This is a genomic window from Thioalkalivibrio sp. ALJ1 (genome assembly GCF_000745395.1).
Lineage (GTDB): Bacteria > Pseudomonadota > Gammaproteobacteria > Ectothiorhodospirales > Ectothiorhodospiraceae > Thioalkalivibrio.
Window position 1 is genome coordinate 113,548 of record NZ_JQIW01000004.1, and the last position, 21,429, is coordinate 134,976.

The window sequence follows — 21,429 nt, forward strand, 5'->3', positions numbered from 1 at the left end:
CACCGAGCGGATCGCGGCGCTCCCGACGCCCGCACGGATGCCGGAATCCCGGCCGCTGCCGATCGCGAGCGATAGCCGGGGCATACCTGCAGCATACCCAAGATCGGGCGCGCGTCTACTGGCCTGACCGGGGCGCGGTGCCGCGTTCTCCGGCCGGACTGTCGGGCCAGGTCGAAGATAGGAAGAAGAGGACACCTATGATGTCTTGTTAGGGTGAGATTGATCCGGCGAAGCCGAGACCCAACGCAGCGGAGCCAGGCAAATGGCGATGTAGTAACAGAAGTGGGTGCCGCAAGAAGGCGCCCTTTTATTGCGCTCGCTTTGGGCATGAGGGGCAAAAGACAAGGCCTGCCCCCCCACACGTGCCCCGTGTTAACCAAAGGGCCGGGCCGATCAAGCTGATCGGCTCGGCCACTTCGTTCCTTCTAGAAGGGCTCATGTCGGAAGCATCGGAACCCGTTCTCAGAACATTTCGAGTTCATGTTCTTGAACCATCTTCCACATGCTCACATGTCCGTTCGGGAAGACCTTGAGCTTGATCACCTCGTCATTGCCCTGGCGAATTTCCTCGATAGCTTTTACGGGTGAGATACCGATGAGTTCGGCGATGACCAGTGGATTGACGCCGCTATGACCGACAATCATCACGGTGCCCGACGGATGGCTGGCAACAATTTCGCGTGTTGCAAGACCTACACGATTCGCGATGGAAGACAGACTCTCGCCTCCATCCATGTCGTCGTCCAGGTCCGTAAACCGCGGGCGAAACTCGTCCGCCACTTCTTCTGCAACTTCACCCTCGTATTTGCCGCGCGATCGTTCGTTTAGCATCGTAAGGGGAGTAATTGGTGCTCGTGCCGCAAACACTTCGGCTGTTTCGATTGCTCGCGCCAAGCCGCTCGGATAAATGTGATCCACCTGTACATTGGCAAGGGCTTCGGCATTTGCGTAAGCCTGTGAACGGCCGGTCGCATTTAGAGAATTGTCTGTATCTCCTTGCAGGCGGCCCTCCTTGTTCCAGTCAGTCTGCCCGTGACGAACGAGATAAATGGTTAAAGGCTCATCGTGTGCACCCGGGGCGCTCGTCGCGATGGCGGGAACGAAACTCGCGGCCACGAAAAAGGCCATTAGAGCAGCCATCAGAAGGTGCCGCGGGGCGAAGATGGAGTGGCGAAGAGAAAGTGATTTACGCGTTGCACTAAGCATTGAGCGTCTCCTCATGTGTGAGAGATTCGTGCCGACTTCTAGCTGCATCGACTAAGTCACCGTCCCACAAAGAGGTTGTACCTAGGTTTCGACGATATGACGATCCAGTTACCTTTGAGACCATCGCGGATTTTCCCACGTGACCGGTTGAATAACGGGGTCGGACCACGGTAAACATCGGAAGTAACGTTAAGGAAATCGAATTGGATATCGACCTCGGCCCAGCCTTCGTGAACGCGGCTCTGCAGTTCTAGTGGGCCTGGTTGCTTGCGGCGCTGGTTGAAGTCGCTCGTTTTCCAAAGGTGCAGGGCTGGCTCGGCGAGCTGTGGGTAAGCCTGATGCTGGCGGTTGGCCTGGACGGCAAGTCCGGCCGCGTGGTTCACGACGTCATGCTCCGCACCGCGGACGGCACCACGCGGGTCGATCATGTGCTGGTGTCGCGATTCGGGGTCTTCGTCGTCGAGACGAAGAACATGCGGGGCTGGATCCTTGGGAGTGAGCGCCAGGCCCAGTGGACACCGAAGACCTATCGCCGGTCGTTCCGTTTCCAGAACCCGTTGCGCCAGAACCATCGCCACGAACGGGCGGTGGCCGAGGTTCTGGGGCGGCTCGCAGTATCCCGCGTGTCGCGGGATCAGGGGGCAAGAAAGCAGTGAGTATGAAAAGACTCCGACATTTGCTTGCGCGGGCTTTCCTGCTGCAAGGCGCGTCATGATGTGGTTACCGCTGGACTGAGCCAGCTACTTGAGCGCATGTTTTCGAGAGTCAGGCATGCCGTTCAGGGCGGCTTTGTGGACGGGGGCTTTTGGTGGAGTTGTCTATGCGGTGTTTCGAACGGGCGTTGGCGGGGCTGGCACTGGTCGGTTTGCTGGTTGTTGGCCTGGGAGGATGTCACCCGAACACCGAACCTGCCAGCACCGGCGGTGAGATGGTAGCCGGTACCGAGGGCATCGATTGCGGCGATCATCTGCCGCTGAGTTATTCGCCCGATGGGCAATGGTTGGCGTTCTGGCTATGGACCAATCGCGGTGAAAATGCACCTCCCAAGCATCGGCTGGCCTTGCTCGATCTGTACACTGGCATCCGCCATCTGCCGGAACCCGATGGGCGCGAGAGCAACGGTGACGCGGCAACCGCCGCACCACGAATCGACAAGCTTTGCTGGAGTCGTGATGGACAACGCCTCCTGACCGGTGTGTTGCCTCCCGACGCCAACGAGGCGACGCCCGTACAGCCGTCCTCCGCATCGTTGAGAGTGAAACCGCGCGGCCAGCAACGACCGGCTGTGGTTCACGCAATCGACCTTGACCGGCCCGATCGAATGGAACGAGTCGATACCGCTGCATGTGGTGCTGAAGACATCGGTCACTGGCGATTTGAGCCGCCGTATCAGGATGACTGGACCCAACTGGGCAAGGCGCAAGTCAAGAAGGTGGATCCGCGCCTGATCAGGCTGGAACTATCGGGTGGCCGCGTGCTGGGTGAACATCGACCCGTTCGCTGGAGTACGCGCTCGCTGATGGTATCTGACCACGCCTGGTCACCTGACCAGATGCAGCTTGCCTACGTGGTTCGCGAGTTGCGCGGAAGCTGGGGTGGGCTGTCGCATACCTGGCTGACGGCTGTCGACGCCGAGCCCGTGCAACTGCTCAGCGGTGCCGTCTACGCCATGCAATGGCGCAATGATCAGGAACTGCATCTGTGCCTGAGGCGACCCGGGCAATCAGAGTCGGCGGTTTTCGCCTGGCAATCTCCCTTCGACTAGCTCCGGACGCTGTTGGCTTCGATGTGATTCGAGTACCCCCAAGGTAAAAGCCAGTATCCTCAAGGCCAGGAGCCGGCTACTGCTGTCTCACTTGTACGGCCCTGGCCACAAAACATCTGGGGACTGGCCTGTTTCCGATCATGGAGAAGGTCGACCATGGCGGAGAGGAACAGGGAGGACTCTCAGTCTTTCTCCCGATGTTTGCGCCCATGCTTGTGAACGAGAAGGCGAGCCGCCGCTAATGACTGGCGTTAACGGGCCGGGCAAGGTTCACCGCCTGCTGTGAGGTGCAAGGGCCCGTCGGGCAAGAGGCGAAGATGATGACACCCGTGATTTGGCCCCTGAGTCTTTACCTGTGGAGGATTGTCCGGTGGGTCGTGCAGGCGTGACGGCGGGACCAGCCCGGAGGCGCGTCGGTGCACTCAGGTGGAGTGCGTTCGCTGTAACGAGCGGGGTCACTCTCCTCCTTGTAGCGCTGCCTCCGGCTGAGGTCTGGGGTCGGTGGGGATGGGGTGTTGTTTTGCTTGTTGTCTGTGCCTGGGGGGTCGCACTGACGAGTGCGTGGCTTGGCCGTCGATTTGCGGCTGCCCCGGTGCAGGCTCCGGGAGTGTGGTTGCTCGTGGCCGTTGGGCTCGCCGGTTTCATGCTCACGGCGCTTTTCTGGACCCGGGCCGCTCTGGGGGTGCCCACGGGCTTTCTGGGCGACCTCGGGTGGAAACTGGGAGCGCTTTTTGGAGGGTGGCCATGGCCGGCCCTGCTGCTGGCCGGGCTTATGGGGCTATGGTTTCGTCCTCGGGGCTCCGGTGGTCCAGCCTTCCTTGGCGTCGCCTTGGTCGCGGGCACCCTCGGATGGATGGTGCATTTCCCGGTGGCGGATACGATCCGGTCGAGTTCGGTTGCCTGGGCCGATGAAGGGCGCCGGATACTCGAGGAGCCCCTTGCCACCCGGCCGGGGCTCGCGGCGCTGAGAGTTCTCGGTCAGCCCCGACATCTTGAAGTGCGCCCCGATACGCTTCATCTGGGGCCCGACGAGACACGAACGCTGGAGGTACACGGGCGGAGGTTCCCGGGCAGTCGTTCGAATCTCTCCCGACCGAGCCAGGGGGTTCGCCTGCGTGTCTCGGATCCTTCGGTCGTAGAAGTCGTTCGAGCGCCCGAGGGGGATCGCTGGGCACTCAAGTCTCTGGCGCCCGGCACCAGTGCCGTCGAGGTCCGTGCCGGAGCGGCCACGCAGTGGATCGGCGTTCGTGTATCGAGTGACGACGGAGGGAGGGATTCCCGGCCAGCCGATGTGACCGACCGTGTGATCTTTCGAGTTGATGAGCCGCGCGAGCCGGGGCCCTCCGGTGGCTTTGCGCTTCGTCAGACGGTCCGGGTCACCAACCACTCCGACGTTGCGCTGGTCGGGCCGCTCTACCTGGTCATCGGGCAGTCCGCCGAGGCGGAGCCCGTACTGGTGGGGACTGGGCGGGTTAGACACCCGACCGTGCTGGCGGCCTTCGGTCCCGATTGGCGCGTCTCAGTAGCGGAGATCTTTCCCGGGCCAGATGGGCTACGCCCCGTCGTGCCCGCGCTGCCTCCGGGTGCAAGCTCGGAGCTGGAACTGCGCGTAGTGGCCCCGCTGAACCCTGATGCCCCCGAAGTCGAACTGCGCGCGTTCGCAAGCGTTCGGTCTCCTTGAACGCAGCGGCAAATGCCAAGAGAGGAGGGCACGCAGCATTTCACCTCACGAGCGGCGCAGAAGCGGCGCAGAACGGGACAGCCATGATTTCTTGACGGCCTGAGGCGGGCTGTCTAGGTTTCAGGGGTGGGCGAGAAGATGACACCCATCATTCTTGCTCGTGAGAACCGGCGGTTAGCGAGGTCTGACCTCGGTCTCAACGCAGGGAAAGGAGTCCAGCATGGCAAGGCGTGGTTTTGGACCAGCTAGTCGTTGGCAATCGATCGATCGTTCCTCCGCTGGGACCCCTGGTAAGAGAACCGGATCGGGAACCGAGACCGCGCCACCTCCAGGCGAGCAGACCACGGTGGAGGGGTCGCTGGAGTTTGTCTTGCTGTCGTCCCTGAAGCGGCTGCCGTTTGTGGGCAAGAATGATGGCCGCACGGTCGCTGAACTGAAGATGTCCGGCACCACGATCGCGCGACTGCGACGCCCGCCCGGGACATTCGCAGCCTTGTTCGGGGAACACGAACTGCACTTCGCCACGACCCGTATGCGGCTGGCACGACGCTCGGACCGTGGGATTCTGAAAACCCTGCGGCAGGAGGTCAGTTTCTTTGGTTCCATGCCCCGACGTCAACGGGAGTGGCGAGCGGGAGCTGGCACGGTGACCCGCATCGAGGAAAACAGCCAAGATCGCAATACCCTGAGTGGCGGATTTCGCTTGCGTGATGTCGGTTACGTGTTAAAAGGCCAGCAGGCGGACTGGCATTACCATTTCGCCTATACCCTTTACGATGCTCAAGGGCCTGTCGCCACATTCGACCCGAAGACGGGTTTATTGTCCGAACGCGGCTGGTTCCTCGAGGCGTCGCGGCCCCTCCCCGTGGCCGCGATCGCAATCGCCAGCCACATGGCCATGTGGCTGGAAGAAAGCGTTGGGGGATCGGGAGGCGCCGGGGGCGGTGGAGGCCCCGGAGGTGGCGGGGGTGGTGGCTGCTAGTTGAGAGGCAGGGAAGAGGACACTCAGGGTTGCTTACAAACGCGTCTCGCCAAAGGCATGCCCCGAGGGTTCCGTTGGCATATTCGCACGGACTGGCTCAGGCTCGTTTGGCCTGGGCGACGGGGCAGGGAGCGGCAGGATGATCACGGGGCTGAGACGGGTAGCGCTGTGGGCGGTTGGGCTATCGCTGGTCGGTGGATGGAGCGGGTTCGGGTGCACGGCTGCCCGGCACAGCGGGATGCAGCGTGGCTGGGAGGGTGAAGGTCTGTTGCGGAAGCTGGCCGAGCTCAACAACGTTGCGGACGCCTGCGAGTACGCGAGTTGTCGTGCGGATATCGATCCGGCCCATACTCGCATTATGTTTTACGACTGACGCGTCCGGAAGCGACATCGCAGCAAGCGCATGGCCTTGCCGATTGCGGAGGGGAACGGATGATCTTTGTGTTCGAGATCCATCTCCGTCCGGGCTTTTCCGCCGAGGAGTATGCCGATGCCTGGGTGCGGGCCAGCCGCACCATCCAGCAGGCCCCCGGTGCCCGTGGCACCCGGTTGCACCGGAAGATTGGCGATCCGCACGTACTCCTGGCTATCGCGCATTGGGAATCGAAGGACAAGCGCGATGCGATGGAGGCGGACCAGCCGGACGACGTACTCCGCATCATTGCGGAGCAGGCGGCGTGCGTGGACGTCCGGGTCATTGGCGAGTTCGAGGACCCTGCATGGTACGTGGATCCACCTGGAGCGGATGACGCGAGTCGTCCCGGACCTTTGGATGTCGGGGCCCGATCTTGAGCACGACCGGAATGAAAGGTTACGTGGCCCCACCGTAGGCAATGACCGTTTGGTCGCGGCCTGAACGCTCCGCGTTGTACAGCGCTTAATCGGTTCAACGGATGAGAGTGTCAACGTTTTCGCCGGTCCGATAACGCGCCACACCGGTAAAACAGGTCTGTCCATATGGGCCAGCAACGAAGCAGAGTGCACCCGCTATGTCCCATTCAAGAAATGGAATGAAGGGGAGGGCCCATCACTTCATGACGGCCTGAGTTGGGCCGTCTTGTTTTCACGGAGGCATCGGGATCCAGCACAGTGGGTCAGGTCTTGTGTCTCGCTCTCCCAGTCTGGTTATGCATCACGCGCGCAAGAAGTGGCACAGTGGCTTGTGCATGGCATGACCCTGCGGTTTGTTCCTCTCGTTAAGGCGTTTGGGTGACATACGCGTTACCCTGTAATTTCGTGGAACCAGAAGTGCCGGGTAGATATCGTTTCCGAGCGTCATTGAGGCCCACGAGCCTAATTCCGGGGGGCAGCCGATACGCAAGGGGGCAGGCTTTGCGCTTGCGAAAGGTCGCTGGGAATGTTGCGGGCTTGGCATTCGAGCTCTATATCCGTGCGCTTTGGCCTTTGCCGTCACGCCAGAAGGTGGCGCACCTGCAGTGGGTCCGTCGGCGGCTCCCGATCGCGCTGTTGGGCCGCTGGATCCATTCATGCAACCACCGCCTCGCACCCGCCGATTCTCTGAAGCTCATTGACGGGCTGTTCGGTGCCTACCTGCAGAACCCTCACCTTTACCGGACCCGTAAACCGGATGGCTCGAATGCCACAGGTACCTACTCGAGCCCGGACATGCGAGATGCCCTCAATGGGGCTCTGCGGGCCCTGGAAGCGGAGGGGATATCCGTGTTCATCTGCTTTGGTACGCTCTTGGGCCTGGTGCGCGAGGGTGCGTTCATGGCGCATGACGGGGACATTGATCTGGGCGTTTTCTGGCCGGAAACGAGCGCTTCCGCCACGAGGGCGGCCTTGAAGAAGGCGGGGTACAAGATCCTGGTCTTTCAACGCGATCCATGGCCCTGCCGAGTGAAGGCGCAGCGGACTGCCACCGATCCCGTTCTGGACATCGTGTTCTTCAGAAGAGACGGCGACCGTCTGCAGACATATACCCGATGCTACGGCGATCTGCTGATACGCAATCGATCCCCATTCGGCCTGGAGAGGGCGGAGCTGGACGGAGTGCTGGTTCGGATTCCGTCGCCACCAGAGCTCTTCCTGGATGAAAACTATGAAGATTGGAAGGAGAGGAGCGCGTTCCACCATTACATCCTGACCTCGCCACTGACCGATTTCTCGAGGGAGAGCGTCCAGCTGATGCTCAAGTCGCTTCTGTTTATTCACCTGGTGCAGGGAAACGACCGGCAGTATCGCGGCTTGAAGCATGTCGGCATGCGCGCGATTCCGTCCGATCCGCTCTGGCAGCGTTTGCCCTGCCCGGCTATGTCGCGGGTGGAGTCATGAGGATCATTTATTCAAAGATTGTCGGTGACCTGTTCCACCATGGCCACGCTCGATTTTTCGAACAGGCACGGGAATACGGGGACCGTCTTGTGGTGCACGTGGTGGACGACGCGCGGGTGACGGATTTCAAGCGCCGGCCTGTGATGACGCAGGAAGAGCGTATCGCGGTGATTTCCTCCTGTCGCTGGGTGGACGAGGCGCGGGCGCACGGGCCTTTTTACATCACGCGGGAGTTTCTGGACGCGGAGGGCTTCGCTGCCTACGCGTTTTCCTACTGCGATGAGGCGGAGCTTGGGGTCAAGCGCTCGCAATGTCCGGATCTGCCGCCCGAAAGGGTGGTGCCCTGCCGGTATACGGACGGCATCTCCACGACGGAGCTGATACAGCGGGTGCTGGAGCGGAGGGAAGAATACGCGAGGAAAAAATAAGAATCCGCGTGGATTCACGCGAGGGGCCGGGTCAAGGCTTGAACGCCGTACAACTTCAAAGAGAGACAACACAAAGCACCACAATGAGGACACCCACTATGATTTCTTCGGATGCAGGTGCGTGTCGATGGAGGGTTGATGCGGGAGCGCGCGAACAGTCGAGAACGCGAGGATGCGCTGGCGGAGCGGTCGCGCGCGGGCGCATTCTGGCCTGGACACGGCCGCTCGGTTCGACGCCTCGCGCCCCGGGTAGCCGCGGGTGTGGTCGTCACGTTGCTCGTGACCAGTGGTTGCACGCCGTGGGGGGAGGTCGAGCAACCGTCCGGGTATGGGGAGGCGTCCGTGCTGGCGCCGCTCGACATCCGTGAGGCGTCTGTTCGGACGGCAGAGGGCACCACGCTCCTTGGCATTGAAGACCTGCCCGAGGATATCCAGGTGGACGCGCAGAACGCCTTCGGGGCGACGATGCGATTCAGGGAGGCCCAGGCATCCCCGGACGATGCTTGGGTAGCGGTGGTTTCCAGTGGTGCCGCCCACAGCGCCGGCTGGCTGGTACGGGCGGACAGCGGGGAGGCGAGCCCGGCTGCGTTTCAGTACGGGGGCCGCGTCACGATCGGTCCCTGGAGCGATGATGGGCGCCACGTGGTGTTCGCGCGGGAAGGGCCGGCCGGGAACCGTACGCTGACGGTCGTGGATCGCGAATCGTTGGGTGATTCGGTGGAAGCGAATGCAATCCTGGTGCACGTTGATCACCACGGGGAGTTGGGCCCGGAGGCGCAACGCTACGAGGTTCTGGGCTGGGTGGGGGGGATTCTTCGGTTCCGACTCGGCGACGAACCATGGGTGTTTGATCCGGCTACGGAGGCGGTTGAAGCGGAATAGTGCCAGACCGAACGGACAGGTTGCCGCGAGCCCTGGTTACTGGTCGCTGGCCGGCAGAGAGGCGTAGTAGGCCGCCAGGGCCGCCATTTCTTCTTCTTCCCGTTCGCTCACGATGCCCTGCATCAGACCGGCAAGGGACGTCTCGCGCGCCCTTGGGGAAGACAAGGACACCCACGATCTTCTCCCGGAGCAACTGCGGACCTGGAAGATCTGTGGCGGAGGCGACGGCATCCACTGGGTGAAACTCGACGAAGACCTCCGCACCGAAGGGCTGCTGTTTGGAGCCCCAGCGCCCGTGCGGTGAAGGCTGAACTCGGAACAATTGGGAGGGGGCGATGGAGTTCGACTTAGGCGCGGCGTTTCTACAGGGACTCCTTCACTGGTGGTGGGTCTGGCCCCTGTTGTTGGCGTTGGCGATCGGCCGGTTGCCGGTGGTGAAGGGATGGCTGGGAGAGTGGGTGGTCCGCCTGATCCTGGCGTTTGGGCTCGACGGCAAGTCGGGCCGAGTCGTTCATAACGTCACCTTGGAAACGGACAACGGCACAACGCAAATCGATCATGTGCTGATCTGGCGGTTCGGGATCTTTGTCATCGAGACGAAGAATATGCGCGGCTGGATCTTCGGCGGTCCACGTCAGGCTCAGTGGACCCAGCGAATCTACCGCAACTCGTTCCGCTTCCAGAATCCGCTGCGGCAGAACTACCGTCACCAACAAGCGCTTGCCGACGCGTTGGCGGTGGACCCGGATACAGTCCATTCGGTGGTGGTGTTCATCGGGGGGAGCACGTTCAAGACACCCATGCCGGATAACGTGGTCCGCGGTCTAGGGTTGTTGCGCTATCTGCGCTCGTACCGTACCGAGACCTTAAGCGAGAAAGAAGTACAGGCTTTGCACGAGACGCTCGAGATGTGTCGGCTGGAACCCACGCGGCAGACGCACCGGGCCCATGTGCAGCAGCTTCGAGAGCGTCACGAGGCGCCGCCAGGTCAAGCCTGCCCGAAATGCGGCAGCGCCATGGTGAAGCGCAAGGCCCGTCGGGGCTCCAATATGGGGCAGGAGTTCTGGGGGTGCACGCAGTATCCCGCCTGCCGCGGGACGAAGGCCGTCCAGTAGGCGGTGACCGGGCGAGAAGATGCCCCTGTCGCAGTCAGTTGTCCCGCCGATCCAACAGGTTGCTTACGGCACGGATGAGCTGCCACTGGCCCACCAGGCCCAAGCCTCGCGCATCGATGTGGGAGAAACCATCGATCAGATGCAGGTCGGTCTCGCCGACTGCATGGGCGAGGCGCTCGCTTTCGGTGTGGGGAATCATGTTGTCGTCGCGGCCGTGGATCAGGAGCGCCCCGCTGGAAAGGTGCGAGAGGTCCCGATGGGCCAGGGATAGCCTCTCGATGGCCTCCTGTGCGCTTGCAGGTAGGTCTTCGAGGAGCCCTGGCACGCGTTCCTGGTCATCGTTCCGGATTAATGCCAATAGGCTTCGCCCCTCTTCGCCGAGACCGGCGGCCAGCTCGTCGATCGGTGCCCCGGGATCGTGCATGCGCCGCCAGGCAATTTCGTCGAGGATTTCGCGGTCTGCGGGATCATCGAGCATGTGCAGATTGCCGCGCAGGAATAGCCACTTCGCCAGTGGATCGGGCGTCCTGGTCATCCAGCGGTCTGACCCAGGTTCCTGGAAGGCCCCGGTAGTGGCGAAGGTGATGACGTTCTTCGTGTCGTAGTAGCCGCCGATCCCGACCAGGAAGTCGATGCTCGCTTCTCCCTGTGGCGTTAGCGTCGCGAGCGCGGCCAGGCCCACGGCGTAAGAGATTGCTGCGACCCCGACAGCCTGGTCATCCGGCGTGCGTTCTGCCTCCATGCGGGACAGCTGGGCAGCGGCATCTGCGATGGCGGCGGCATCCTGGGTGCGGATCCTCAGGGCTTTCGTGCCCTCCAGATCGGGGACCAGCACCAGGAAGCGTGCCCGGGCCAGTGTATTGGCGAGTTGTACCAGGCGGGGGTCGTCCTTGCCCTCCGGCGTAAAGCCCGGCACAAGGACAATACGGGCGCCGACATCCTGCCGGGGATGGTAGAGGTCGGCTTCGATGGCCCCTTCGCTCGTCGTGACCGTAAGCGTTTCGCGCGCGGGTTCCGGGGTGCGGTCCTTCAGCGCGCTCGGTCCGTCACCGGCCTCGATGTCCTGGAGCACCCGCATGGCCTCCCAGTTTTGCACTCCGATGTAGCTGGCAAGCATCACAAGGCCCAGCAACACGGCAGCGATGCGAAGCACTAGTCCTGACCTTCTGGGGGTTCTGGTTCACTCATTGTAGTCGGACGCACTGGCGCCGAAGCTCGCGAGGGAGACGACGAGCGCGATGGGTAGCAGGTGTATGCGTTGAGTCATGGGGTGGGGATCCTGGGTGGCGAAAGGGGAGTCTACAAGAAGGTGGCCGATATACTTTCCTGTTTCGGACCGGTTGGATGTGCTGACGGAGGTGCCCCGTGTTCGTCATCATGAATGGCCGGTGAGGCGCCCGGAACCCCCTATCCAGAAGCTTTAACCCGGTTTGAATATGCGCGAAGGCCCATAATGGAAGTCTGGAGGTCGTATGCGTAGCGATAACCGAACGCTTGTCTTGCCCGTCCTGCTTGCCCTATGCCTTTGGATGGCACCGGTCTTGGCCGATACCGACACGCAGGCGCAGGTGGTGTGGGAAGCGCCAATCGAAGTGGCTCGCGGTGAGGCCTACCGTGGGCCTTGGCGGATGAACGCATCGGATTTCCGCTACGTGGATGATGCCTCGGTGGCCATCAGCGAGCGCGGCGAGGTGGTGGTTGTATGGGCCGACCAGGTGGAGCAGGCGATCTTCCTGCAGCGTTATGACCGAGAGGGTCACGCGGTATTTGATGAGCCCACCCGGATCGGTGGTGAGGTGGATACCTTCTCCTGGCTGCCACGTGTGGTGATCGACGAGGCTTCCGAGGAGGGCAAGGCGTTCACCGTCCACCTACTTTGGCAGGAGATTCTGTTTACAGGGGGCGACCACGGGGGCGAGATCTTGTACGCACGCTCCCAGGATGGTGGCGAGACGTTCGAGGACCACCAAAACCTGTCCAATGTGCGCGATGGCGCGGGCAAGGGGCGTATCACTGCGCATCGCTGGGACAACGGTAGCCTGGACCTGCTCGGCACATCCGAGGGTCATGTCGTGGCGGCATGGACCGAGTACCAGGGGCCTTTGCGCGTGGCCTACTCGAGGGATGGTGGCGATTCGTTTTCGGAGCCGGTCACGGTGAATGCCGGAGCCGAGGTGCCGGCTCGTGCCCCGACGCTGGCCCTGGCGCCCTCCGGGCGGGTCCTGTTGGCCTGGTCGGAGGGCGACAGTCCGTATGCCGATATCCGTATGGCCTGGTCGGATGACCTCGACCAGGGCTTTTCCGCACCCGAAACGGCACTGGAACACCCAGGGCATGCCGACGCGCCCTCGTGGGTGGTGGACGACAACGGCACGGTGCATCTCGCGTTTGGCGCGATCCCGGCAAACGATGTGGAAGACTATCGGCAGCCGTACCACCGCCGGCTACACATCAGCCAGGCGGATGCCGAGGATCTGGATTTTGGACCCGCGCAGAAGCTGGATGCCGATGATTGGCCCGGCGGGTTCCCGACCCTTGCGCACGACCACCAGCGCCTGTACCTGGTATGGCAGCGCTATCCCCACCCGACCGACCGCCCGTTCGGCCTGGCATTTACGTACGCCCCTTTGGATTTCACCGCATTCAGCTCGATCGAGGCGGTTCCGGGTACGACCGAGACCCCTTACAGCGGAGGTCTGCAGGGCCAGCTAAAACGCCGCATGGCGGTGAACGCAAGTGGCGAGATCGCGATTGCCCAGAGCCGCTTCGTGCCGGGCAGCCATAGCGACATCCTGTTGATTCGAGGTCAGGTGCAGTCGGGTGAGTGAGCGCCTTGACCGGCGGTTTTGGGCTGGGCGTATGGGCGTGCGCCGAAGGCGGTTCTCCGCATGGGTGGGCTGATCCATGCCGGTTAAACTGAAAGCAGCTTCCTCCAGGCTGATCAATCGTGATCCACGACACCGTCTTCGTGAGCGTCGCCCGAGAGGACCTGCTCGGTTATTGGGCCAAAGGGCTGATCGACACCACGATCACCGACTACATGCATCCGGACGACCTGGCCGCCTCACTGGCCTCGATTGTGTCCGGGTCATGGGGGGCAAGCCACGAGTCGATTTCCGGAACCGTTAGATCCGCAAGAGCGGCGTCGTCGTGCATATCCTGTAGTCGGCACACTGGGTCGAGGAGGAAGGGGTTCGGATTGGCGTCGGGCGCGACGTGACAGCGCTCTGGCGGGCGGAGGAGGACTGCGTGCGGGAGGCGGGCGCAGTGGCGCGGATGGCGAAATCTACCGGGTGAAGCGAAAAAGGGGTAAAGGGTCGTCATGATCTTGTACGGCGACTCGCGGGTACCCGGTTCGCGCAGTTGCCTTTGATCGGGTGCCACTGCGTCCGGTGGGAGAACTTAGTCTTAGGGTGAAGGTGAGGGCGGGGGCAGGTCGGCCCATTCCTGTGCATATCGGGGCAGTGTTTCGCGGAAGGTAAGCAAGGACGTGCTCTCCAGCGCGCCGCGTTGGCAGAGGCTGTTGAGTCGGGTGAACGCGATGGCATCGGCTAACAGCGCGGTCTCCAGGGTCGACCGGTCGGCGTCGGCCCAATTCTGCAGCAGCTGAACACTGGAATGGTCGAACTCCCAACTGCGGGCGATAGCGACCGACGCGGTGCGGGCAAGCGCTTCGAGTTGACCGACAAATTCCGAGGACACAGTGGTCGCCTTGAGCGTTTCCAGCCCACGCAACAAGACAATGAGCCCGCTGCTATGAGTGAGGGCCGCAAGATAGAGCGCAAATCCCTCGGTTCCACCTCCCAGGTGTCGCGCGCCAATCTTTACGTTCATCGCGGTTTGCAGGGTCTCGGGCCAGATCTGTTTTAGGCTTTCTTCGTTCACGCGGGCATCTTTGTCGAACGTGGCCAGGGGGCTGATCAGGGCGGCGAAGATGATCTCGCGTAGGCGTTGGTTCCCCATGAGTGTAACGGCGTGCTCGAGGCTCACGATCTGGCGGCGGTGTAGGCGCATGGCGGGGCTGTTGACCACCTTGAGCACGTTTCCGGCCAGGACCGGGTCGGTCTCGATTAGGGAGACGATCTTCCGCGTGCTGGTACTGTCGGGCTCGCGAAGCGCGGACATGAGTCTTGGCACGACCCGTGGCAGCCGTGGCACCTCGGCGGAGAACGCATCCGGGTTGGTCGCGAGAAGCTCCCTGTAGTGGTGGATCCAGGCGCGTTCCGCCGTGCTTGAGCGACCCTTCTGGTAATGCCTGGCGTCAAAAAGGCCCGAGCAGTACGACAACGCGAGTTCAGGATCCTCAACGGGATGCACCTCGCCGCCAGGCACTTTCAGCGGGTGGGTGACGGCTGCGCGCCCGGATTGGGCAGGATCGCTGGCGGAGGCGGTGGGCAAACGATTTTGGTTGCGGGTAAACCACCGCAGAAGCGTTGATAACGACACTTGAGAGTGTCCCTGTTCGCGTTCTGTGCAAACGTCCGCCCGGAATCCGGTGGGCGTACGTAAGCCGTGCTGTAGCGGCCCCCTCCATGGTGGTCGCGGATTAGGGGCAGGGTACGTGCTCACGACAGGTCAGTGGGGCAGACCGCGTGACTTACGTGAAGGGGACGTTAAGGTCCACTTTGTCAGCATCAAACCAACGGGGCCCGCGGCCAACACATCAAGCGTTTCGGATGGGCGTAACGCCTGGCGAATCTTTGATAAACGACGAGCCAAGGGTCGACTGCATCGGTGTATTCCTGAGGGGAGTGTGTGCCCGGACCGCTGCTCGTTCCTGTTTGAAGGGTGCTCAGATGTGCGCCGAGTCGTCTTTGGATGATACCTGGTCTCGGCCCTCGTGCTTGGCGTTATACATAGCCTTGTCGGCCCGGCTGATGGCCTGTTCCGGGGATTCTCCGGTCTGAACCTCGGCCACGCCAAAGCTGGACGTGAGCTGGATGTCGTAGCCCTCGATGGGGGTGGACTTGACGGTCTTGCGCAGACGTTCGGCCAGGTTCCGTGCGGCGTCCAGATCCGAGGCGGGTAGTAGAACGATGAACTCTTCTCCGCCGTAGCGAGCCAGGAAGTCCGAGGAGCGCAGACCTCCCTGGAGGGTCTTGGCAAAGGCCTTGAGCACTTCGTCCCCCACAGCATGGCCATAGCGGTCGTTGATCGTCTTGAAGAAGTCCACGTCGGTCATCAGCACCGAGAGGGGTTCGCCGTAGCGCTGTTTGCGGTCCAGTTCCTCGTTGAAACGTTGTTCCAGGTGGCGGCGGTTGGGCATACCGGTTAGGGGGTCGGTCATCATCATGTGATGAATATGTTCCTGGGTCTGTTCGAGCTCCCGGTAGGCCTTGTTGCGGTCCTTGACGAAGTAATAGAGCACTAGCGAGATCAGGATGAAGCCCATGCCCATGTTCATCAGGAAGTAGAGGGTGTTGAGTGTGGTGGGCATGGGCCGCGCAAGGCCCTGCAGCCAGCTATCCAGGATTGCGGAAACAATCAACAGCGCGATGAAGGCAATGAACCAGCGCCGGGCCGCTTCCAGGTCCAGGAAGAACAGGGCGGCCAGCGGGGCGAAGAAGGCCCAGATCATCACGACGCTGCCATTGGCAAAGCCGCCCAGGCTCCACATCAGCGCGAAGGGCAGGATCAGAATCAGCAATTGCTGGCTGAAGCAGAACAGGTCGAACTGCTTGCTGCGGAAGAAGTGCAGGATGCTGGCGAAGGAGACAACGGAGTAGCCGAGCGGGATGGCGCCGGAGAGCGGGTAGCCGGTTGCGATGTACAGGATGCCCCAGAAGATCGCGAGGGTGGCGATCCCCGTGGATACGAGGGTCATGACCACCTTCTTGAGACGCAGATCGGGCGGGTCCTGGGGTGAAACGCCCAGGTTCAACCACCAGTCCAGGGGGTTGCTGTGTCCTCCGGTCCATCTCATCGGACGGCTCGCATGGTGGTCCTTTGCACGCCCTTACCCCTGAGTCTGGACAGGAATTCCGGCTCCATCCTCGTCAGGGATTCTTCCGGAGTCAATGAAAAAACGCAGTTCCAGTCGCGGTTCTGCGGTGGCGCTCGCGGTGGAGACCTCTGGGGCGATGTTAGGTGTTGCTTCGTCGCTTCGCGGCCGAGGCTAGTGGTACTTGGCGCGATCCGGGATGACGTTTCGGATGCCGCCCCGGGGGTCCTGTACATCGCCTTGGTAGCGTGGGAGCAGGATCACGTGGAGGTGGTCGATGCTCCGGCCGGCGGCGCGGCCGTCGTTGTTGCCGACGGTGTAGGCATCTGGCTTCTGGTTCAGGAAGGGGAGTTTCAGGACGGCCTCGATATGATCCTTCGGGCGGTCGCGCAAGTAGTCGCGGTGCAGCATGTTCTGGTACAGGTCAGTCATGTCGGTGGACTCGATGGCCTCGCGGACACCGTGGATCGTGTCGAAGTAGTCCGCCTGCTCGGTTTCGTTGAGTTCGAACAGGGATACCACGTGCCTCCGGGGAATGATGAGGGCGTGCCCGGGATTGACCGGGTTGGTGTCGAACAGCCCGACGAATGAGCGGTTTTCGTAGATGAACGGATCCGCGAGGCCGGCGGACACGCGACAGAAGTAGCAGTCCTTTTTGGGGGCGGGGCTGGTCATCACGTGGCCTGGGTTTGATTGGCTTGGCTAACGATGTAAGTGGCCGATTCTACTGCATTCTGTGGTCTAGCGGGTGGCGCCCCGGAGGGGGTTCGGAATTCCGGTAGAAACGGGAAAGCCGGTGTTCTCGGAAGGCGAGGGTCGGGTCGGCGTTTCCCCCGATACAGGAGGACTGGGTGGAGGCGTGGCCGCGCATCCTTCGGAGTCGTCCCGTGGACAACCTATTGAGAGATCACACCTAGAAGGTAACTGGCCCGACCTGCGTGGGCAGGCCGGGCCAGCGGGTCGAGGTTGGAGAAAAGGATCAATTGTCCTGTTCTTCTGCCTCCTGCTGAGGCGCCTGGGGCGCACCATGGTAAGGGCCGGGATGGTAGTAGGGGCCGTACCCGTAATACGGACGGTACCCGTAATGGCGGCCGTAGTAGTCGCTGTATCCATGCCCGCTGCCATACCCATGCCCACGACCCCGCATGCTGAAGTCGAAGTCGCCGAACATATCGCCGAGGCCGAACCAGTCGCCCATGCCGCGACCCCAGCCGGGACCGTACCCGTAACGAGGCCCATAGTAGGGCGCGTGGTAGGGGCCGTGATACGGAGCCTGGTAGCCCGGGCCCCACCATTGGGCCGAGGCCTGCAGCGGGACGGCGAAGGCGCCGATCAGCGCCGCGGAAGAAAGTGCTATGGCCCATTTTTTCATGGCATTACCTCCTAAAAATCGAGACCATTTAACAAGATCAGACGCTTCGGGACATGGATGATGTCCCTTTGCCGGGGCGCGGGGCTTCCGGGCCCACCAGCACCTTGGGAGGTGCTGACGTTGGATCAGTGCCTCTCAAGTGATCTGCAGGTTAAAATAAGTACGTACCGATATGCTGATGTAGATCAAATTTTCGGCGGAAAGAAGTCGAGCGAGAACAGGGACCTAACTTGCATTCTCCTGAAACCGTCCCGTTTCGGCACTTTATGAACGACCCAGCTCCGACCAGGTTGGAAGCGGCTTAGGTCGGGGGCGGTTCGCCGCTGAGTCGCCGATCACTACTGGAGTCGGGCGCGCCGCGTAGCTTTCTACGGGCCTTTTCGCGCCAGTTCAGGGCCAGGGGTGCGCAGTCGGCGAGCTGTTGCAGGTGTTCTCGGTTCGCTTGCTGATACACCGCGGCCATGGCGGTGGCAATGCTGAGGCTTCCGGGGGGACGCTTGAGGAGTTCGATTGCATCGCCGCCGGCAAGCGTGCCCGGTTGCAGTACGCGGTAGAACCAGCCGCAACGGCTGGTTTCCTGGACCTGGCGTGCCAGGCCCGGGATGTCGAAGCGCACGTCCAGCTTCCAGCATGGGGTGCGGGGCTGGCTGACCTCCACGCAGGCGGTCCCGATACGGTAGATGTCGCCGATATGGACGCTGTGCTCGTCCATGCCGTGGCTGGCAAGGTTCTCACCGAAACCGGGGGCCGCGAACCGGACGGCACGCGCCGGGTACTCCGATTGCCACCCAGGGTAATGGTCGAGGCTGTAGTGAAGCAGTGCGCGCTCTGGGCCGCCGTGGTTGTCCGGGTCGGCCTGCTCGTCACCGGTCAGTCCGAGGTGGCCCACCGTAATGTTGCCGGGAACCGGCTGCTTGTCGATGGCACTGGCGCGACCCTTGGCGTAATTCGGGGCTATGCGGCCGGTGTAGATGCCGTGGATCGTGACGGTCGTCATTGGGGCCATCCGGGGTGTAATGCGCAGGCTTGAAGACGTCGACGATACAACAGTCGGGGTGGTTGGATGCGTCCCCGATATGGCGCCGAGTCACGCGTGGTTTTTGCGGATCTATACTCATTTAGTGCGGAGTGTTTTGGGCGGGTCAGGCGAGCACCTGGGATGACAGGGGCCGCCCTCGCAGGATTCTCATTTCCCCCGGTCCTCAGGCCAGGGTCCGAGGACGGCCCGCCGGACGGCGGATACGCACTCCCATCCGTCGTCCGACAGCCCCATAGACGGAGGGCTGCAGACATGAATATCCCAAAGTGGTGGGCCCTGTTGGGCCTGATGATTTTGTTGCCATTGGGCTGCGGAAGTGAACAGGCAGCAGACACGCAAACCGATCCGGCGCCGGTCGCCTCGGCGCCCGCCGCAGTGGAGGCAAACATGATCGCCGACCGCATTGTGCGGAACATCCACGACCAGGCGGCGCTATTCGAGGAGATTGGCGATCAGATTGACGCGATTGATGATCAGCGGGCGGCCGATGCACTCGGGAGTCGCCTGGCGGGTGAGTACACAGCCCGCACGATTGCGCAGATCGAAGACATGGTCATCTGGGCGGAGGCCCATCTGGTTCCGGTCGACGCCGCGGATCGGGTGTTGCTCGACCAGGAGCTTGACGGGCTCTTCGCGGAGTCTGCGAACCTCGAGGAAGCTGGAATGCGGTTCGATCGCGCTACAGATCGGGCGGGCCAGCAGCTTGAGCTCCTGATGATGCGCAACCCCCAGCAGGGGCAGGCGGTACTCGAAGGGATGCTCGCCCTAGGCGACAACGTGGAGGCCTTCATGCAGGACGAGCGTGTGCTGGCACTGGATCATTTGCTTTCGCCAGAAACGGGCGCGAGGCCTGTCGAGGCCACGCCGGCGGAATCGGTAGGCTCGCCGGCCTGGTGCCAGCGAATGGCGAACACACCGCAAGCCCAATGGACCATGAACGATGCCTTCGCCTTTGCGAACCACTGCACGGGCGGTTGATAGCCGATGCACCGAAGCCGACTGGCACATCGGGTCACGCCCTGGGTCATGTGCATTCAATCAGCGTCTCCCTAAGGGAGTACAACGATGGCAACCATTGGACAGAAACTCGTTCCCCATCTGTGGTTCGACCAGGAGGCCCGGCAGGCGGCGGAGTTCTACACCTCCATATTCGACGACGCCTGGATCGAACACACGGTGACCCTGGAAGACACGCCTTCGGGCGCGGTGGAAGTCGTGACCTTCTTTCTCCTGGGGCAGCCGTTCCAGGCCATCAGTGCCGGTCCGCTATTTTCGTTCAACGAATCGATCTCCTTCATGGTGAAGTGCGATACGCAGGAGGAGATCGATCACTACTGGCACGGTCTGACGGCTGGAGGCGGGCAGGAAGTGGAGTGTGGTTGGTTGAAGGACCAATTCGGCCTGTCCTGGCAGGTGGTCCCCTCCGTTCTGGACTTGATGCTGCAATCCAGCGACCCACAGGCGGTGGCCCGTGTGACTCAGGCATTTCTGAGGATGGGCAAGTTCGATCTGGTCGCTCTGGAGCGCGCCTATGCCGGCCCTTGAGCAACGGGAGGCTTGGATACGTCGTGGCTGAGGTCGTGCATATCAGTGTCTACATTGCTCGTCCGCCGGAGGATGTCTACGCATTTGCCTCGAACCCGCGAAACCTGCCCTTGTGGGCCGAAGGTCTTGCCCAGGGCAAAGTGACGGAGGCGGGCCCGTGGTGGCGGATCGAGACCCCTTCGGGAGCGGCGCGGGTACGGTTTGTGGAACCCAATGCGTTTGGGGTGATGGATCACGATGTCGAGCTGGCCACGGGCGCCGTGTTTCACAACCCCATGCGCGTGCTGCCCAACGAGGCGGGTAGCGAGTTTGTGTTCAGCCTGATGCGCCAGCCGGGCATGACCGATGAGCAGTACGCGGTGGACCGGCGGGCCGTGGAGCACGACTTGCAACGGCTCAAGGAATACCTGGAAAGCGGCTAATCGCACCGCGGTACGGATGGCGCGCCGTGGACATGGGCGTGGGTTGTCCCTGTGTTCACGTTTTTTGGGCGAGATAGAGGAGACGGCCGATGAAGGCCACGCCGAGGATGATCCATCCGATCGGGTAGGGCAGGACGCCGGAGAAGAAGGCGGTCAGGCTGGCGACCAGCAGGGCGCCGAGGATGAGCAGGGTAATGTCCATGCCGATTGGATCGTCCTGGTAGGCCGGATGTTCCATGCGCCGGCCACACGAACGGGTTGGCTAAACGGTAGTGGTGCGTGGGCGGTCCCGCTGCGGGTCGCTGGAGCGACGTCGCGTTAGCGGCTGGCCAGGCGCTTGAGGCACTCGAGGTAGGCGTTCTCGTCCGGGGCCTTGTTGCTGCGCTGGGCGTCCCACAGGGTCTGGCCCAGGCATTCCATCATCCGGTGTTCGGCGTCCATGACACCGAAGCGGGCGCACAGACCCTGGTGGATCTCGCGCGTGCCGGCCGGGCGGTCGGTGCGGGCCTGGTCGCGCAGGCTCAAGTGCATCGCCATGTGCAGGAACGGGTTGGAGGTGCCGAGCTCGGGCGGGAATTCACCGGTCAGGGCCGTCTCGCGGTCCTTGAGGTAGTCGTGGTACTCGGGGTGCTCCGAGATCACGTCCACCAGCTGTTGTTCCAGATCGGTCAGGGGCTCGCCGGCCTGGGCCTTCAGCCAGGCATCGACGAACTGGGTGCGGATCTGGTCGCGGTTGCCGTACATAGGAGTGTCCTC

Annotated in this window: 22 protein-coding genes and 4 pseudogenes; 16 read left to right on the forward strand and 10 right to left on the reverse strand. The window is 62.3% G+C overall.

The window, feature by feature from the left end; genetic code table 11:
- Positions 1-462: 462 nt before the first annotated feature.
- A complete protein-coding gene (locus F462_RS13060; RefSeq protein WP_167549477.1) occupies positions 463-1,206 on the reverse strand; it encodes a histidine phosphatase family protein in 744 nt (247 codons plus the stop codon).
- A 263-nt stretch (positions 1,207-1,469) separates the two neighbouring features.
- On the opposite strand from F462_RS13060, the pseudogene F462_RS01900 reads away from it, so the two are divergent.
- From F462_RS01900 to F462_RS01940, 9 genes and pseudogenes are all read left to right on the forward strand, one after another.
- Positions 1,470-1,811 (forward strand): annotated as a pseudogene (locus tag F462_RS01900) (nuclease-related domain-containing protein); the annotation flags it as partial.
- A gap of 323 nt (positions 1,812-2,134) precedes the next feature.
- On the forward strand, positions 2,135-2,971 hold the full coding sequence (locus tag F462_RS13920; protein ID WP_244270836.1) for a hypothetical protein: 837 nt from the start codon (positions 2,135-2,137) through the stop codon (positions 2,969-2,971).
- Between the two features lie 619 nt (positions 2,972-3,590).
- Complete coding sequence (locus tag F462_RS01910) at positions 3,591-4,652, forward strand: hypothetical protein (protein ID WP_038051304.1); 1,062 nt, start codon at positions 3,591-3,593, stop codon at positions 4,650-4,652.
- Positions 4,653-4,998: 346 nt separating this feature from the next.
- Positions 4,999-5,634 carry a hypothetical protein gene (locus tag F462_RS01915; protein ID WP_038051229.1) on the forward strand — a complete coding sequence of 212 codons (636 nt, stop codon included), beginning with the start codon at positions 4,999-5,001 and terminating at the stop codon, positions 5,632-5,634.
- A 188-nt stretch (positions 5,635-5,822) separates the two neighbouring features.
- Positions 5,823-6,007, forward strand: a pseudogene (locus tag F462_RS13065) (hypothetical protein); the annotation flags it as partial.
- Between the two features lie 59 nt (positions 6,008-6,066).
- On the forward strand, positions 6,067-6,426 hold the full coding sequence (locus F462_RS01925) for an antibiotic biosynthesis monooxygenase family protein (protein ID WP_038051230.1): 360 nt from the start codon (positions 6,067-6,069) through the stop codon (positions 6,424-6,426).
- A gap of 576 nt (positions 6,427-7,002) precedes the next feature.
- Positions 7,003-7,929: a LicD family protein gene (locus tag F462_RS01930; RefSeq protein ID WP_156100386.1), complete on the forward strand. Its 927-nt coding sequence runs from the start codon at positions 7,003-7,005 to the stop codon at positions 7,927-7,929.
- Entirely contained in the window at positions 7,926-8,357 is a 432-nt protein-coding gene (locus F462_RS12940) for an adenylyltransferase/cytidyltransferase family protein (protein WP_018875004.1), read from the forward strand. The genes F462_RS01930 and F462_RS12940 overlap by 4 nt, the downstream gene beginning before the upstream one ends.
- A gap of 138 nt (positions 8,358-8,495) precedes the next feature.
- Complete coding sequence (locus tag F462_RS01940; RefSeq protein WP_081911346.1) at positions 8,496-9,239, forward strand: TolB-like translocation protein; 744 nt, start codon at positions 8,496-8,498, stop codon at positions 9,237-9,239.
- 36 nt (positions 9,240-9,275) lie between these two features.
- On the opposite strand, the pseudogene F462_RS13070 reads toward F462_RS01940, so the two are convergent.
- Positions 9,276-9,389: pseudogene (locus F462_RS13070) on the reverse strand (cytochrome c4); the annotation flags it as partial.
- Here F462_RS13070 and F462_RS14050 point away from each other — a divergent pair.
- Together F462_RS14050 and F462_RS01945 are read left to right on the forward strand one after the other, a co-directional pair.
- Positions 9,352-9,543 (forward strand): DUF2442 domain-containing protein, encoded by a 192-nt coding sequence (locus F462_RS14050; RefSeq protein ID WP_081911341.1) that lies wholly within the window; start codon positions 9,352-9,354, stop codon positions 9,541-9,543. The pseudogene F462_RS13070 and the gene F462_RS14050 overlap by 38 nt on opposite strands.
- Before the next feature lie 31 nt (positions 9,544-9,574).
- On the forward strand, positions 9,575-10,354 hold the full coding sequence (locus F462_RS01945; protein ID WP_038051233.1) for a nuclease-related domain-containing protein: 780 nt from the start codon (positions 9,575-9,577) through the stop codon (positions 10,352-10,354).
- Positions 10,355-10,388: 34 nt separating this feature from the next.
- Here F462_RS01945 and F462_RS01950 read toward each other — a convergent pair whose 3' ends face one another.
- Complete coding sequence (locus F462_RS01950; protein ID WP_038051235.1) at positions 10,389-11,507, reverse strand: alpha/beta hydrolase; 1,119 nt, start codon at positions 11,505-11,507, stop codon at positions 10,389-10,391.
- A gap of 376 nt (positions 11,508-11,883) precedes the next feature.
- On the opposite strand from F462_RS01950, the gene F462_RS01955 reads away from it, so the two are divergent.
- Together F462_RS01955 and F462_RS13925 are read left to right on the forward strand one after the other, a co-directional pair.
- Complete coding sequence (locus F462_RS01955) at positions 11,884-13,182, forward strand: sialidase family protein (RefSeq protein WP_244270837.1); 1,299 nt, start codon at positions 11,884-11,886, stop codon at positions 13,180-13,182.
- A 76-nt stretch (positions 13,183-13,258) separates the two neighbouring features.
- A pseudogene (locus F462_RS13925) lies at positions 13,259-13,600 on the forward strand (PAS domain S-box protein); the annotation flags it as partial.
- 162 nt (positions 13,601-13,762) lie between these two features.
- Here F462_RS13925 and F462_RS01965 read toward each other — a convergent pair.
- The 5 genes from F462_RS01965 to F462_RS01985 form a co-directional block, all read right to left on the reverse strand.
- Positions 13,763-14,752: an HDOD domain-containing protein gene (locus tag F462_RS01965; RefSeq protein WP_244270838.1), complete on the reverse strand. Its 990-nt coding sequence runs from the start codon at positions 14,750-14,752 to the stop codon at positions 13,763-13,765.
- Between the two features lie 394 nt (positions 14,753-15,146).
- The gene (locus tag F462_RS01970; protein WP_244270839.1) at positions 15,147-16,277 is read right to left on the reverse strand and encodes a GGDEF domain-containing protein; all 1,131 of its coding nucleotides are present in this window, start codon (positions 16,275-16,277) and stop codon (positions 15,147-15,149) included.
- 192 nt (positions 16,278-16,469) lie between these two features.
- Positions 16,470-16,970 carry an HIT family protein gene (locus tag F462_RS01975; RefSeq protein WP_018140034.1) on the reverse strand — a complete coding sequence of 167 codons (501 nt, stop codon included), beginning with the start codon at positions 16,968-16,970 and terminating at the stop codon, positions 16,470-16,472.
- Between the two features lie 304 nt (positions 16,971-17,274).
- Positions 17,275-17,667, reverse strand: coding sequence for a sulfur globule family protein (locus tag F462_RS01980; protein ID WP_018140033.1), 393 nt, complete (start codon positions 17,665-17,667; stop codon positions 17,275-17,277).
- A 301-nt stretch (positions 17,668-17,968) separates the two neighbouring features.
- A complete protein-coding gene (locus tag F462_RS01985) occupies positions 17,969-18,664 on the reverse strand; it encodes an MOSC domain-containing protein (RefSeq protein ID WP_038051241.1) in 696 nt (231 codons plus the stop codon).
- Between the two features lie 294 nt (positions 18,665-18,958).
- Here F462_RS01985 and F462_RS01990 point away from each other — a divergent pair, with 294 nt between their 5' ends.
- The 3 genes from F462_RS01990 (at position 18,959) to F462_RS02000 (ending at position 20,673) form a co-directional block, all read left to right on the forward strand.
- Complete coding sequence (locus F462_RS01990) at positions 18,959-19,684, forward strand: DUF3012 domain-containing protein (RefSeq protein WP_038051243.1); 726 nt, start codon at positions 18,959-18,961, stop codon at positions 19,682-19,684.
- An 87-nt stretch (positions 19,685-19,771) separates the two neighbouring features.
- Positions 19,772-20,251, forward strand: coding sequence for a VOC family protein (locus F462_RS01995; protein ID WP_018140030.1), 480 nt, complete (start codon positions 19,772-19,774; stop codon positions 20,249-20,251).
- Positions 20,252-20,274: 23 nt separating this feature from the next.
- The gene (locus F462_RS02000) at positions 20,275-20,673 is read left to right on the forward strand and encodes an SRPBCC family protein (protein ID WP_018875011.1); all 399 of its coding nucleotides are present in this window, start codon (positions 20,275-20,277) and stop codon (positions 20,671-20,673) included.
- Between the two features lie 55 nt (positions 20,674-20,728).
- On the opposite strand, the gene F462_RS02005 is transcribed toward F462_RS02000, so the two are convergent.
- On the reverse strand, positions 20,729-20,911 hold the full coding sequence (locus tag F462_RS02005; RefSeq protein ID WP_018875012.1) for a hypothetical protein: 183 nt from the start codon (positions 20,909-20,911) through the stop codon (positions 20,729-20,731).
- Positions 20,912-20,991: 80 nt separating this feature from the next.
- Positions 20,992-21,417 (reverse strand): DUF1841 family protein, encoded by a 426-nt coding sequence (locus F462_RS02010; RefSeq protein WP_038051244.1) that lies wholly within the window; start codon positions 21,415-21,417, stop codon positions 20,992-20,994.
- Positions 21,418-21,429: the final 12 nt, after the last annotated feature.